A 13,710-nucleotide genomic window follows, 5' to 3' on the forward strand; every position below is an offset into this window, starting at 1 on the left:
GATTCCGTTGGCCGGATGTCCGATTTTGGGCCTTTGCGCGATGAAGATTTGTCCATATATGCGGGCGTATGAGCAATATTGAACATTTAAAAACCCGCCGCATCATCCGACTCGAAGGCGACGACCGCCGCAGTTTCCTTCAAGGACTGATCACGCAGGACATCGACCAGCTCACCCGCGAAAATGCCATTGCTTCGGCTCTTTTAACGCCGCAGGGCAAAATCCTCGCGGATTTCTTTGTTGCGGAGATCGACGACGCGTTTCTTATCGATTGCCATCACGAAATCTCAGAGGCGCTAATGAAGCGCTTATCGATGTACAAATTGCGGGCGAAGGTCACTCTCTCGCTTGACGACACTCTTTGCGTATTTGCCAGCGCCGGTCCCATCGAATCTGCGGCAAGCACCTTTAAAGACCCGCGAGACGAAAGCCTTGGCTGGCGCGCAATTGCAGAACCGGACTTAGACTCAGCATCAGAAGCTGAATATCATGCGCGCCGTATCACGCTTGGCGTACCGGAATTTGGCTATGATTATGATGCGGACGACAAGTTTTTGACCGATGTAAATGCGGATCATCTCAATATTGTGCATTACAAAAAAGGTTGCTTTATCGGTCAGGAAGTAACGAGCCGCATGAAGCGCAAAGGCGAAGTGCGCAAACGCACACTTGTGGCTCAATTCGTTCAAGATGCACCCGCAAAAGGGACGCCCGTGACCGCAGGGACATCGACACTTGGCGATGTCCTAAGCAGTTCAAACGGCCGCGCATTGGCGTTCATTCGTGCTGAACGCTGGGAGAAAGCGATGGCCGAGAATACTTCAATCGAGGCCGAAGGCACACCACTGCAATTGCGCTTTCCCGATTATCTAAAACAGGACTAACCTCCCCGTCAGGCCTGCATCAAACAGGCGATAAATGGGAGGCGTATGATGACACCAACAGCGACGACCCTACTCGGCCTAGTAGCTTGGTCAGTATTTCTAGTGCTTTGTCTTGGTTTCCTTCGAAGCGCGCTTGTGATGACCGGCAAGCGTGCGGCTAATGCGTTTAATCCCTCAGGCGAGGACATGGAAGCGTTTGGCAAGCGCCTCACACGAACGCACGCAAATTGCTACGAGAATTTACCCGTTTCTGCCGCGATTTTACTTTATGCCATCGCAACGAACCAGATGGGCGTTACTGACGGCCTCGCCTATATTTTTCTTGGGGCGCGGATCGGTCAATCTCTCGTTCATTTGATATCGACAAGCCGAACCTTTGTATTGATCCGCTTCAGTTTTTTCGTAATACAAATATTGATATTACTCGTCTGGCTTTATTCGCTTTTCGTCTAACGCCACCCTATTCCAGAGGGCCCAATGACCAAGAAAGATTATTGCCTTTGGGCCCCGTTGGATGACGCGATCTACCGTCAGTATCATGACGAAGAATGGGGCGTGCCGGAATATGATCATCGCGCCCTATTTGAGAAACTGATACTCGATGGATTTCAGGCAGGCCTTTCTTGGCGAACCATCCTTTATAAGCGCGACAATTTTCGCAAAGCATTTGATGGTTTCGACCCGGAAAAAATTGCGCGTTATAAACCAGCAAAGATCGACAAGTTATTGAGTGATGCGGGTATTATCCGCTCAAAGACAAAAATCAACGCCGCCATTGGAAATGCCAAAAGTTATCTCGACATTATGGAGAAAAACCCAGAAGGGTTTACTGGCTTTTTGTGGAAATTTGTTGATGGCGAACCGATCAACAACAAAGTCAAAAATTACCGCGACCATATGGTAAAATCGCCCGAAAGCGAGGCCATGTCGAAAGAGCTTAAAATGCATGGTTTCAAATTTTGTGGTCCCGTCATCGTTTACGCTTTTATGCAGGCCGTAGGCATGGTCAATGACCACGAATATGCCTGTCCGCGTTGGAAGGAAGTCCAAAAGTTGAGTAAACCCCTATGAACCTGAACGAAGCCAAATCGCCATATGTCGATAACGAAAAACGCCTCGCAGACGTTATTGCGGCGATACAGACATTGGGTACCTATCGCTTTTATAAAATGGATTTTAAGGGGTGGGCGGATCGAATCTCTGGCGATGAAGCCATGAGTGACCATTGGGAAACCGTATTCAAGGAGCATCCCGAATTTTTTCGGTTGGATGCAACCCGAAAACAGGTTTCACTGGTGATCCGGCGTCAGCACAACAAATTGTTCAATGTCGACAGCCATGAAGAGATCACAAAAAGCGAATTTTTATCGCTTACAGATGAGCAAAAATCGCGCATTTCACGAAGCCCCCTTTCTCCCGATGAAATCTCCACCCTCATCAACACGGCGGTTTTGCTGCACGCCCGCGCGATTGAGCACAAAAGGAATTTGCGATGGTGGATACCGATTTTGACGGCGGGCATCGCCGGGCTTAGTGCCACAATTGGCGCATTTATCGGTTCTATGTCGGGTAACAGCTAAGATGGCTGGACAAAGCCAGAGGTTGAAACACCTTACATCTGCGGGTCGATGCCGTTAGAATATAAAACAATCAATTAGGACACAACGATGAAGAACTCTGACGTGCGCATCGCCGCAACCGGTCTTTACACCCCGCCCCACTCGATTTCGAATGACGAACTGGTCTCTGCATTCAACGCCTATGTGGATCAGTTCAATGAAGAGAACAGCGCGGCAATTGAAGCAGGCAAAATTCCCGCACTGCAAAAATCCTCAGCAGAATTCATCGAAAAGGCTTCCGGCATCAAATCACGCCATGTCATGGATAAAGATGGCATTCTCGATATTTCGCGTATGGCCCCCTATTTTGAGCCGCGCTCAAATGACCAATTGTCCGTACTCGCTGAAATGGCCGTTAACGCGGGCCGCGAAGCCATGCGAAATGCTGATTTGACCGCAAAAGATATCGATGGCGTGATCTGCGCCGCGTCGAATCTGCAGCGGGCCTATCCGGCAATCGCGGTCGAGATACAAGCCGCACTGGGCATCGACGGCTATGCTTTTGATATGAATGTCGCCTGTGCCTCTGCGACGTTCGGTATTGAAACCGGTCTTGGTCTTATCCGTGCTGGCGCTAAGCGAATTTTGATGGTGAACCCTGAAATTTGCACGGCGCATCTGAATTTCCGTGACCGTGACAGCCACTTCATTTTCGGTGATGTCTGTACAGCCGTCATCCTTGAGCGCGCTGAGGGCGAAGCGAATGGCGAAGCTTGGGAAATTCTTGGCACCCGCCTGAAAACTCAGTTTTCGAGCAATATTCGCAATAATTTCGGCTTTTTAAATCAGGCCGAGCGAAAAACCGGCGAAGATGCAGACCAGCAGCGCGACCCGTTTACGGACAAATTATTCAAACAGGAAGGCCGTAAAGTATTCAAGGAAGTCGTCCCGATGGTGAGCGCGCTGATCAGCGAACATCTTGAAGAAACGGGCGTTAACGCCGATCAGGTCAAACGCTTTTGGCTCCACCAGGCCAATCTTTCCATGAACGAATTCATCGCGCGGAAAGTGTTGGGCCGCGACGCAACCCGCGAAGAGGCTCCGGTCGTTCTCGATGAATACGCAAATACCTCATCTGCGGGTTCAATCATTGCATTCCACAAGCACCGGGAAGACTTTGCGCCGGGTGAGGTCGGCGTAATTTGTGGTTTTGGTGCCGGATATTCTGCAGGATCGGTCATCGTCCGTAAGATTGCCTAGGGCCGCGGCTTCACAATTCTTTTGAGAGTGCTAAGCCCTGTCAGCAAGAACGCTGACACTGAGAGATAAAAGCCATGACGAACCACCTGCACAAAGGCGACCTGCCAGAGGGACTAGATTTGGGCCCCGTTGTTGCGGTCGATAGCGAAACAATGGGGCTTATCCCTCATCGCGATCCGCTTTGTCTGGTTCAGTTATCGGCGGGCGATGGCGATACCCATCTGGTTCAACTGGACCGCAAAACCTATGACGCACCGCGACTGAAAGCACTCTTGAGTGACACGAAGGTGCTGAAGATTTTTCATTTTGCACGATTTGATGTTGCTGCTTTTCAGCAATGGCTGGGTGTGGTCACCGCGCCGGTCTATTGCACAAAGATCGCGTCGAAACTCTGCCGCACCTATACTGACCGCCACGGCCTTAAAGACGTGACCCGGGAATTGGTCGGTGTCGACCTTTCCAAACAGCAGCAATCGTCGGATTGGGGCGCTGAAGAGCTCTCTGACGCGCAAATCGAATATGCGGCTTCGGACGTTCTTTACTTGCATCAATTGCGGGAAAAACTCGACGAAATGCTCGCCCGCGAAGGTCGCACCGCCCTCGCCCAAGCCTGTTTCGATTTTCTTCCCGTACGATCTGCGCTCGATATTGCCGGATGGCCAGAGACTGACATTTTCGCCCATTCTTGAGGAATTTGCCCCAACTAGGCGAAAATCAGGCGATTTCTATGAAAATTGTCCCTATTGCTTCCCTCGCGGCCGCGCGCGACTATATGGAAATAATGGCCGATATGACATTATCGAGCTTTCTTAACTGTCTGGAATATTAGGGAAACGCAGCTGGGCATGAACAGCACCGCTAATCATCAGAACCAAGCGAGCGATCCGCCAAAAACGGACCCGCAGCGCCGCGTTCTGGATAGCCTGCCGATGGAAGCCCGTACGACTGGCGACCAAGCCGCTGCCCGGTCGCGACTGGTACGTCGGCTTAGGGTGATCCTGCCCATTACGGCGCTCGTGCTTGTGGCCGCCTTTTTCTTTAATACCCAATCCAACACGGTCGATGATGCATTCCTCGAAGACTTCAAGGATATTTCCGCTTCGGCTGAGGAATTGCGCATGGCGAGCCCCAAATTTGTCGGCACCGACGGCAGCGGCAAGCCTTTCGAAATCAGTGCAGATACGGCCCTTCAGCATACTTCTGAAAAAGACACGATTGAATTAGAGAAACCCCGCGCGGTCCAAGGCGAAAATTCCGAAACCACGGTCGTCACCGCCGAAAAAGGCGTTTACCGCACCGAGACGAAAATTCTCGAGCTACGCGATAGTGTCACCCTTGAGCATGAAGTCGGTGATGAGATTTACATTTTTCGCACCCCGGCCGCCACGGTCTCAATTGACGATGAGATCGTCACGAGCGACACCGGCATCGGCGGAAGCGGGCCGGATGGGCGCGCTCTAAAGGCCGACAAGATGAAGGCCTATAACAGCGAAGGCCGGGTCGTTTTCGAAGGAAATGTTCACATGCGCATCTATCCCAAGAACGTGACCTCATCCAAAGATGAACCGAATGGTGCTAACCCAGCGCCGGAATTAAAAGACCCAGAAATAGAGGCGCCGCAATGACATTGAAAAAATGGATGAGTTCCGCCCTTTGTGCAGTTAGCTTTTTAGCGGCGAATGCGCAGGCACAATTGATCGCGAATGACAGTAACGAACCTGTCGACATCACTGGTGACACTGCTGAATTTCAAGACAATGTCGCGGTTTGGACCGGGAATGTCCGCGTCGTGCAGGGCGAAGCGATCCTCACAACGGAACGGCTCGAAGCCCAAATTTCAGAAGACGGGAATTTTGAAACAATCACCGCGATTGGTTTGGTGCGCTATTCCAACGGCAAAGAAGCGATTACCGGTGAGCGCGCGGTCTTTGACGACGCATCCCGCACAATTACAATAACGGAAAATGTGATCGTTACCCAAGGCAAGCAGGTCATGTCTGCGGGTAAGATCGTTTATTGGGTCGATACAGGTAAGGTTTTGTTTACCCCAGAGGCTGGCAAACGCATTCGCGGCCTATTTTTCACCGGAGAGACCGAAAAACCGATATAGTCGGTAAAATTTTAGCTTTCACCGAACGTTAAAGAGAGACGCGCTTAATGAGCGATAAGATGGAAACACCCGTAGATACCCAACCGGCAGCCAATGAGGCCGCGCCAGTAAAACCCAAGGTGATTTCGGGTGGCGGTTCGCTTTCCGCCGAAAATCTCGGCAAATCATTTAAACGCCGTCCGGTCGTCCGTGGCGTTTCCATGAGCGTAAAACGCGGCGAAGTTGTTGGCCTTTTGGGGCCGAATGGCGCTGGTAAAACCACCTGCTTTTACATGATTACGGGGCTTATTCCGGCGGACCGCGGACGTATTTCCATTGACGGAAACGACGTGACCAACCTGCCGATGTATCAGCGCGCACGCCTCGGCGTTGGTTATCTCCCGCAGGAAGCATCTATTTTCAGGGGCCTGACAGTCGAGCAGAATCTGCGCGCTGTTGTGGAGCTGATCGAGCGCAATAAAGACAAGCAGCAAGCGATCATCGATGATCTCTTGAACGAGTTTCATATTACCCATTTGCGCGGTGCGCCGGCGATTGCCCTCTCCGGTGGTGAGCGTCGCCGAGTTGAAATTGCACGGGCGCTCGCAACTGCGCCGTCATTTATGCTCCTTGATGAGCCATTTGCCGGTATTGACCCTCTCGCAATCGCGGAAATTCGCGAATTGGTTAAACATCTTAAGGATCGCGGTCTTGGGGTTCTCATTACTGACCACAATGTTCGCGAAACTTTAGACATTATTGACCGTGCATACATTATTCACGAAGGCGAGGTACTACTCGAAGGTGCGCCTGGCGATATCGTCGGCGATAAGGACGTTCGCCGCGTTTATCTGGGTGATCGTTTTCAAATGTAGGATGAAAGTTTAAAGGGGGCATCGTGGCGTTAGGCCCAAGATTAGAATTCAGGCAGTCGCAGCAACTGGTGATGACGCCGCAATTGCAGCAGGCGATCAAGCTGTTGCAACTTTCCAATCTTGAACTCACCGAATATGTCGAGGAACAGCTCGAACAGAACCCCTTCTTAGAGCGTGACGAGTCTCCTGTTGACGGTCCTGCCGAACGGCGCGGGGAGCGCGATCGAGAGCAAAAAGACGAGAAACCCAGCGAAACTTCAGGCGTTGACGAAACGTCCGCCAAAGAAGCCAGTGAAGCGCTAGACGCCGAATATGACGATATCGATCCCGGTGCCTCTGGCAGCGATGCAGCTTATGGCGATTATCAGCCAAATGATTGGGCAAGCTCGTCCGGTGGCGGCAGTTTCGATGGCGACGACCGAGAATTTGGCTCGAACCTCAAGAAAGAGATTTCGCTCGCAGAGCATTTAACCGAACAACTCCACGTTGCGACCCGCAATCCAATGGAACTGATGATCGGGGCCTATATCATCGACATGATCGATGAGGCCGGCTATCTGCGCGAAGATCTGGAAACCGTGGCTGATCGTCTTGGTGCGGAGCTTAAAGACGTCGAGACCACCCACAAAATGATCACTTCATTTGATCCTTCTGGGGTTGGCGCTCGCGATTTAAAAGAATGCCTAAAATTGCAGCTTATTGACGCCGATCGTTTCGACCCGTCAATGCAGGCTTTTGTCGAAAATATCGAACTTCTTGCGCGCAGCGACCTTAAAGGCTTGATGAATGCGACGCAGGCGGATGAAGAAGATGTTCGCGACATGATCGCGGAAATTCGCGCCCTCACCCCAAAGCCGGGATATGCCTATGGCGGCGGCGTCGTCCAGACAATCGCGCCAGACGTATTTGTGACGAAATCGCCTGAGGGCGGCTGGAAGGTCGAACTGAACAGTGAAACCCTACCCCGTGTTCTGGTCAATCAGCGCTATTACACCGACGTAAAAACCGTCAATGGAACTGGCGAGGAAGACAAAACCTATATCGCTGAACAATTTGCAAGCGCGAATTGGCTGGCAAAAAGCCTCCATCAACGGGCACAAACGATCCTCAAGGTTTCGAGCGAGATTGTCCGGCAGCAGGATGCATTCCTCGCTTATGGCGTGAAACATTTGCGCCCGCTAAATCTAAAGATTGTAGCGGATGCTATAGATATGCATGAATCGACAATTTCTCGGGTGACATCAAATAAATATATTGCCACCCCTAGAGGATTATTTGAGCTTAAATACTTTTTCACTGCGTCCATCGCGTCATCAAGTGGCGGCGAAGCGCATTCGGCTGAGGCTGTCCGCCATCGGATTCGCGAGATGATAGAAGCCGAAACCAAAGACAGCGTCTTATCGGATGACAAAATTGTTGAAATCTTGGCAGCGGAAGGTATCGAAATTGCCCGCAGAACAGTAGCCAAGTATCGGGAAACGTTACATATTCCTTCTTCGGTACAGCGCCGGAGGGCTATGCTACAAACGGCAATTTAACCCTTTAAACGGTGCCACCGACCACAATATGATGACTATGGAGCGGTTGTTACACGACTGCCATTTTCAGGAGGTCCAATGGACATTCAGGTCACCGGCAAAAACATGGATTTGGGCGATGCTCTTCAAACTCATGTTTCCGATAAACTCGCCGATAGCGTAAAAAAATACTTTGATCGGGGCGCAGAAGCGTCCGTTACATTCACCAAAGAGCGCCACCTCGTAGAATGCGATGTGACGGCCCATTTGGCCTCGGGGGTCTTTCTGGCTGCCCATGGCGAAGGTGGGGACGCCTATGGCGCTTTTGACGCAAGTGTGGAGAAGCTTGAGAAGCGGATCCGCCGATATAAGCGTCGTTTGAAAAATCACCACGCGAATGGGAAAGAACCATTTCCCGCAGAGAATGCGTCATATTATCTCCTCGAGCCCCTCGGCGAGGAGTCTGATGACGATTCCGTCGATGATGATCATAACCCAGTTGTCGTCGCTGAAGGGCAGACTCCCTTACGCGAAATGACTGTAGGCGCTGCGGTTTTACAGCTCGATATTGCCGAACAACCAGCGGTTGTTTTTAAAAATGCCGCTCACGGGCGAATCAACGTCGTATATCGGCGGCGAGATGGTAATATTGGATGGGTTGATCCTTCGGCCTCATAGGTCTATTGGCGTGCGGCCCGCATCGGAGATCTCGTTAAGATTTCCATCGGGCCCACGACGAGGCGACGGATGAACCAGAGCCAGTGGTAGAACCAATGCGATACGCGCCAGTGAAATGAGTAAGTGTGAGTGTCATGGGACTTGAAGATCTGCTCAGCCCTGAGGGCGTGATCCACAATCTCCGAGCCAAGTGCAAGCGGGACGCACTGCAGGCCCTCGCCGATCAAGCGAGTGTCATTATCAATCGACCTGCGTCCGACATTATGGCCACCCTGCTCGAACGCGAACAGCTCGGCTCGACCGGCGTTGGCGACGGGGTTGCAATTCCTCATGGGAAAATGGAAGACCTCAATAAGATTGTTGGTGTTCTCGCCCGCGTCGAAACACCAGTGACTTTTGATTCAGTGGACGATCAGCCAGTTGATCTGGTGTTTATGTTGCTAGCGCCTGCTAATGCCACTGCGGCACATCTCAAAGCCCTTGCTAAAGTATCGCGCTTGCTTCGCGATCCCGAGGCCCGAGATGCCTTGCGCGGCGCAGAATCCGCCGAAGCGTTGTTCGCGATTGCCACGTCTGACCGCAAAAACCACGCGGCGTAAAAACCAAATTTTCTGAAAATACTTGTGTAGCGTTTAGTGGACGCTGACGGGATTCATCTCATATTGCCGGGCCGCAGCAAATGCCAGCTCCCGGCTGCCGACGAGCGCAATGCGCTCACCGCTCGAAGAGTGAACCGAGTAAAGCGTATCATCGTCTTCGACCTCAATCGCTAACTCGCCGTCGTCGTCGAGCAGATCATCAAGAACATCACGCGCGACCACGGTGCGAATATAGACCAGCTTGCGCCCGCCCAATTCGGCAAAGTCACGGGCCGACAAAGGGATACTTTGCCCTTCCGTTGCAATCGCTCCGTTCTTCATTATCGCCATCGGTTCTCACTTCCTTGGTCAACAGCGTTTGATTTCGCTTCCAGTCATCGACGCGTGACGCGCTCTATTTTGCCGTATTATTGGCTAGCAAAATGTGAACGCCGACCACATAAATCGAAGAATTCTTTCAACGACTTACACACCAAAAATTGGTTTCTGATCGATTAAGTTAGTGTCTTCTGCTGACAGAATTATATGTGAGGCTATTTTATATCGTTTCAATAGCTGCCTTTTCCACACTCGCAAATGTGAATTTTACACGACAACGATATAAGCAATTGATTTCCGGTCTATTTCCGCGGAATCGGCTGGCCGTCCAAAATCGCTGAAAAGATAGCCGGATCAACATTTCCGCCGGAGAGAACGATCGCTGTCGTCTTTCCGCGCCCATCAAACTTGCCCGATAATATCGCGGCCAGCGCCGCTGCGCCGCCCGGTTCAACCACCAGCTTCAAGTTCTGGAACGCAAAGATCATCGCCGCGCGAATATCGCTTTCCGTGACCGCAACGCCGCCACGGACCAGCCGTTCCATAATTGGCAGAGTCAATTTTCCAGGCTGCGGCGTCGCAATAGCATCGCAAAGAGTCCAACGGCTAACATCGGCAATTTGCGGCTTTCCGTCACGAATAGTCGCCCAAGTCTCGTCATAATGCTCAGGCTCCGAGATCCACACTTCTGTGTCGGGCGAAACCGCCTCTAACGCCAGCGCGCTACCCGCCGTCAGCCCGCCACCACCGCAACAGATGATGAAGCTATCCAGGTCGGTTTCTCGCTCCAACGCATCTTCAAAGGTTTCGAGCGCCATTGTGCCCTGCCCCTCAATCGTATGCGGATGATCAAATGGCGGCGCGATCGCCAATCCATATTTCTCGATAATAGGCCGCGCGACTTCTTCGCGGTCCTCTGTGTAGCGATCATAGGTGACGATATTTGCGCCTAAACGTTTGACGTTTTCCGCTTTTATTTTTGGCGCATCTTCTGGCATGACAATGGTGGCATTGATGCCAAGAAGCTTTGCTGCAAAGGCGACACCCTGCGCATGATTACCCGATGACCAGGCAATGACCCCGCGCTCGCGCGCCTCCGGTGCGAGCTGAGATAATAAGTTATATGCGCCTCTGAATTTGAATGAACCGTAGTGCTGAAGAACCTCCGGTTTAATTATCACTCGTCCGCCGACAGCCTCATTCAGAACGACGCTTTCGATAAGGGGGGTACGGATTGCCTTGCCCTTAAGGCGCTCTGCTGCGCGCATAACTCCGTCAGCGGAAATCAAAGCTAAATCTTCAGTCTTGGACAGCATTTTAAATTCCTAAACTCTTCGACGTATTTGTGGCGATAGATAGCGCCCGCGCCAAGACATTTTTATGGCAAATCGAAGTTATTATGCAGCCATCAATTGCCCTGCAAAGACCAGAAGCAAAATCCCAAAAATTACCCGGTAAATAACAAATGGGGTGAAACTCATTTTTTGCGTAAGGCGCATCAAAAAGGCAATCGACGCGAAAGCGCAAATAAAAGACAAAACAGCGACCACAAATGCGCTGATCATATCTGCGCCGGCACCCTCTTGAGCAATCTTGATGGCAGCAAAGAAACCCAGCGCCAAAATGGTTGGGATCGCCAAAAGCATTGAAAAACGCGCCGCTTCTGGGCGTGAGAGGCCTAGATAACGACCGACGGTCATGGTGATACCGGAACGGGAAACACCCGGAATAAGCGCGATCATCTGCGCCGCCCCAATTGAGAGCACATCCCGCCAAGTAATTGTATCAAGTCCTTCTCGGGCACCTTTGGAGCGATCACCATGCCAAAGCAACAATCCGAAAATGATACTGGTACAGCCGATCACAAAAGGCGAACGCAGCATGTCAGAAATGCCGAAGGTGACAAAAACCCCCGCAAGCAAAAGCGTTGGGACGGTAGCAACGGCAATAAAAAGAAAAAGCTTTCTATCGTCACTGGCGCGGAAAAAGACGGTGTCCATTCCGCCGCGAAATAGTTTCGCTGTCTCCACCCGAAAATAGAGCAACACCGCCACCAACGAGCCTACATGCGCCGCAATATCAATTAACGCGCCTTGGTCTTGCCAGTCCTTTACGGCAATCGGCGCAAGAATGAGATGCGCAGATGATGAGATCGGCAGAAACTCCGTGATCCCCTGAATGATGGCAAGAACGACAAGTTGTATAAGGGTCATATGCCGCTCTTATACGGGTTTGCGCGATTAGTAAGCTAATAAATAAACTGATTGGCGTGGCAATATTGCGGCCCGTCTATGGCAGACGAACCCGTTCCACCATCAGCCATTCGCAGAGAGTAATTCAGGGTGCTCTTCGGCGTCGATCAAGCCCAGTTCTGCGAGCTTACTTGCGATGGCAAATTTGTCGAATGGCTTTAGAATGTGATGATTGGCACCGGCTGCCCGAGCGAGCGTAAACTGCTGTTCGTCATTCTCCGTCGCGCAAAGAATGATTTCAGGCTTGCACGCGCCCTCGAAGTTGGCGGCACCCCGCAGGAAGTCCAGCGCGCCCATCGATGGCAAATCCCAATCAAGGAAAACCGCTGCCGGAGCCTCTCCGCGACAATATTCCATGGCCTCTGAAGCGTTGGAGACGCCTTTAGTCTCCAAGCCAAGATCAGTGATAATGCGCATTGCGATTTCGCGGATGACGTCAGAGTCATCAACAACAAGGCATGTTTTTGTGGCGCTCATGTTCCGGGTCCATTCAATGAATATCCCCCTAATTCTGCCCGCTTGTCGTTAGCGCACTGTTAACGCATCACTATGATTGCCGCGAATATTCTATGATTCAGCATTAAATGCGGCTTTGAACGTTACAGCCTCTTCTGTTTTCGTCACCTTCACAACACCGCCGACGGAACTCACTAATTGAGACGCGATCAATGCCGGGGTGTTTTTCGGGGCGAGTTCGGATGCATCGCCATTAAGGGCTTTGACAAGATCATCGTTGAGCAGCAATTTTTTGCCTGTCGCGACGATCGTAAAACTCTCGATATCTCCGGAAATAGAAACCAGACCACCACGCGGCACACAGTCAGCCGCAGCGTAAGCAAGCACCAGAAGTACTTTCACATTTTCTTTCGCAGCCAATCCCGAACCGATCCCCCATTCTAGATCAGCTTTGGTAATGTCGAAAAGTCCTTCTAAGGCGCTCCGTGCATCTTCGAGGCTGATCTGCGCGCCAAAACCACCCGCAGCGCCATAGGCGAGACGCGCATAGGACAACAAAGCGATCGCTTTTTTGGCACCCGCGCGAATCAAATCCATCGCCGCGTCGTGCATTGTCTCTTCCATCGAAGGGTCGTCCAGCACTTCTAGCCCTGAACTAAGTGCACCAACGGGATTAATCAGGTCGTGACAAACCCGCGACGAAAGTAACGCGGAAAGCGCCAACGCATCTGGGCCTTCATCATCAGGGGGTGTGAGATCAACAGCTTCGGACATGGATAAGAGACTCTTGTTGCTAAGAGTCCCTTATCCACGATTCGTATCTGGTTGGCCCGTGTAAAATCGGTTTCTGGCTAAACCTTCACCCACTGACCGGCCTGATTGCGGATGCATTGTCCGGCAGTCGCACCGTTTAGCAACTTTTCTGCCGTTAGCGCAGCAGTGACCTCAATCGTCACACCATTTCGCTTTGCGAGATTCGCATAAGCGGTTTTACGCTGTTGATTGATATCACGAATTTCACGCCGGAGTTCGTCACTTACATTCGCACCAGTAACGACCCCGAGATAACCATCCGCTTGTTCACCAACAATACAACGGTTTTTGGCGTTTTCGACCAGCGCACTTGCCGCTGACACAGGTGACATCGTTGCGGCTAGTGCAGTGCCTGCCGCGACCAAACTCATCAATATTTTTCGCATCGAGTTTTCCATACCGGCTTTCCC

The 13,710-nt window shown here is 51.5% G+C and carries 18 protein-coding genes; 12 read left to right on the plus strand and 6 right to left on the minus strand.

Features of this window, described 5'->3' with window-relative positions; genetic code table 11:
• The first annotated feature begins 68 nt into the window (after positions 1-68).
• The 12 genes from ABFZ83_RS07870 (at position 69) to ABFZ83_RS07925 (ending at position 9,461) form a co-directional block, all read left to right on the plus strand.
• A complete protein-coding gene (locus ABFZ83_RS07870; RefSeq protein ID WP_411815999.1) occupies positions 69-884 on the plus strand; it encodes a YgfZ/GcvT domain-containing protein in 816 nt (271 codons plus the stop codon).
• A 45-nt stretch (positions 885-929) separates the two neighbouring features.
• Complete coding sequence (locus ABFZ83_RS07875; protein WP_411816000.1) at positions 930-1,337, plus strand: MAPEG family protein; 408 nt, start codon at positions 930-932, stop codon at positions 1,335-1,337.
• A gap of 24 nt (positions 1,338-1,361) precedes the next feature.
• Positions 1,362-1,955: a DNA-3-methyladenine glycosylase I gene (locus ABFZ83_RS07880; RefSeq protein ID WP_411816001.1), complete on the plus strand. Its 594-nt coding sequence runs from the start codon at positions 1,362-1,364 to the stop codon at positions 1,953-1,955.
• Positions 1,952-2,464, plus strand: coding sequence for an N-carbamoyl-L-amino acid amidohydrolase (locus ABFZ83_RS07885; protein WP_411816002.1), 513 nt, complete (start codon positions 1,952-1,954; stop codon positions 2,462-2,464). Before ABFZ83_RS07880 ends, ABFZ83_RS07885 begins: the two co-directional genes overlap by 4 nt.
• Positions 2,465-2,551: 87 nt before the next feature.
• A complete protein-coding gene (locus ABFZ83_RS07890; protein WP_411816003.1) occupies positions 2,552-3,703 on the plus strand; it encodes a beta-ketoacyl-ACP synthase III in 1,152 nt (383 codons plus the stop codon).
• A 74-nt stretch (positions 3,704-3,777) separates the two neighbouring features.
• A complete protein-coding gene (locus tag ABFZ83_RS07895; RefSeq protein ID WP_411816004.1) occupies positions 3,778-4,392 on the plus strand; it encodes a ribonuclease D in 615 nt (204 codons plus the stop codon).
• A 156-nt stretch (positions 4,393-4,548) separates the two neighbouring features.
• The gene (lptC, locus tag ABFZ83_RS07900; RefSeq protein ID WP_411816005.1) at positions 4,549-5,328 is read left to right on the plus strand and encodes an LPS export ABC transporter periplasmic protein LptC; all 780 of its coding nucleotides are present in this window, start codon (positions 4,549-4,551) and stop codon (positions 5,326-5,328) included.
• Positions 5,325-5,813 carry an LptA/OstA family protein gene (locus tag ABFZ83_RS07905; RefSeq protein WP_411816006.1) on the plus strand — a complete coding sequence of 163 codons (489 nt, stop codon included), beginning with the start codon at positions 5,325-5,327 and terminating at the stop codon, positions 5,811-5,813. Before lptC ends, ABFZ83_RS07905 begins: the two co-directional genes overlap by 4 nt.
• A gap of 47 nt (positions 5,814-5,860) precedes the next feature.
• The gene (gene lptB, locus ABFZ83_RS07910; protein ID WP_411816007.1) at positions 5,861-6,667 is read left to right on the plus strand and encodes an LPS export ABC transporter ATP-binding protein; all 807 of its coding nucleotides are present in this window, start codon (positions 5,861-5,863) and stop codon (positions 6,665-6,667) included.
• A 23-nt stretch (positions 6,668-6,690) separates the two neighbouring features.
• The gene (gene rpoN / locus ABFZ83_RS07915) at positions 6,691-8,205 is read left to right on the plus strand and encodes an RNA polymerase factor sigma-54 (RefSeq protein ID WP_411816008.1); all 1,515 of its coding nucleotides are present in this window, start codon (positions 6,691-6,693) and stop codon (positions 8,203-8,205) included.
• Positions 8,206-8,283: 78 nt separating this feature from the next.
• Positions 8,284-8,862, plus strand: a complete 579-nt coding sequence (gene hpf / locus ABFZ83_RS07920) for a ribosome hibernation-promoting factor, HPF/YfiA family (protein ID WP_411816009.1) — start codon at positions 8,284-8,286, stop codon at positions 8,860-8,862.
• A 134-nt stretch (positions 8,863-8,996) separates the two neighbouring features.
• A complete protein-coding gene (locus ABFZ83_RS07925; RefSeq protein WP_411818814.1) occupies positions 8,997-9,461 on the plus strand; it encodes a PTS sugar transporter subunit IIA in 465 nt (154 codons plus the stop codon).
• A gap of 33 nt (positions 9,462-9,494) precedes the next feature.
• Here ABFZ83_RS07925 and ABFZ83_RS07930 read toward each other — a convergent pair whose 3' ends face one another.
• From ABFZ83_RS07930 to ABFZ83_RS07955, 6 genes are all read right to left on the minus strand, one after another.
• On the minus strand, positions 9,495-9,791 hold the full coding sequence (locus ABFZ83_RS07930) for a DUF1150 family protein (protein WP_411816010.1): 297 nt from the start codon (positions 9,789-9,791) through the stop codon (positions 9,495-9,497).
• A 290-nt stretch (positions 9,792-10,081) separates the two neighbouring features.
• Positions 10,082-11,095, minus strand: coding sequence for a threonine/serine dehydratase (locus tag ABFZ83_RS07935; RefSeq protein WP_411816011.1), 1,014 nt, complete (start codon positions 11,093-11,095; stop codon positions 10,082-10,084).
• Positions 11,096-11,176: 81 nt separating this feature from the next.
• Positions 11,177-11,992 carry an undecaprenyl-diphosphate phosphatase gene (locus ABFZ83_RS07940; protein ID WP_411816012.1) on the minus strand — a complete coding sequence of 272 codons (816 nt, stop codon included), beginning with the start codon at positions 11,990-11,992 and terminating at the stop codon, positions 11,177-11,179.
• Positions 11,993-12,094: 102 nt separating this feature from the next.
• Positions 12,095-12,508, minus strand: a complete 414-nt coding sequence (locus ABFZ83_RS07945) for a response regulator (protein WP_411816013.1) — start codon at positions 12,506-12,508, stop codon at positions 12,095-12,097.
• 90 nt (positions 12,509-12,598) lie between these two features.
• Positions 12,599-13,261: a histidine phosphotransferase family protein gene (locus tag ABFZ83_RS07950; RefSeq protein ID WP_411816014.1), complete on the minus strand. Its 663-nt coding sequence runs from the start codon at positions 13,259-13,261 to the stop codon at positions 12,599-12,601.
• Positions 13,262-13,338: 77 nt separating this feature from the next.
• The gene (locus ABFZ83_RS07955; RefSeq protein ID WP_411816015.1) at positions 13,339-13,698 is read right to left on the minus strand and encodes a YdbL family protein; all 360 of its coding nucleotides are present in this window, start codon (positions 13,696-13,698) and stop codon (positions 13,339-13,341) included.
• Positions 13,699-13,710 lie beyond the last annotated feature (12 nt).

The organism is Hyphococcus formosus (assembly GCF_046736345.1).
Lineage (GTDB): Bacteria > Pseudomonadota > Alphaproteobacteria > Caulobacterales > Parvularculaceae > Hyphococcus > Hyphococcus formosus.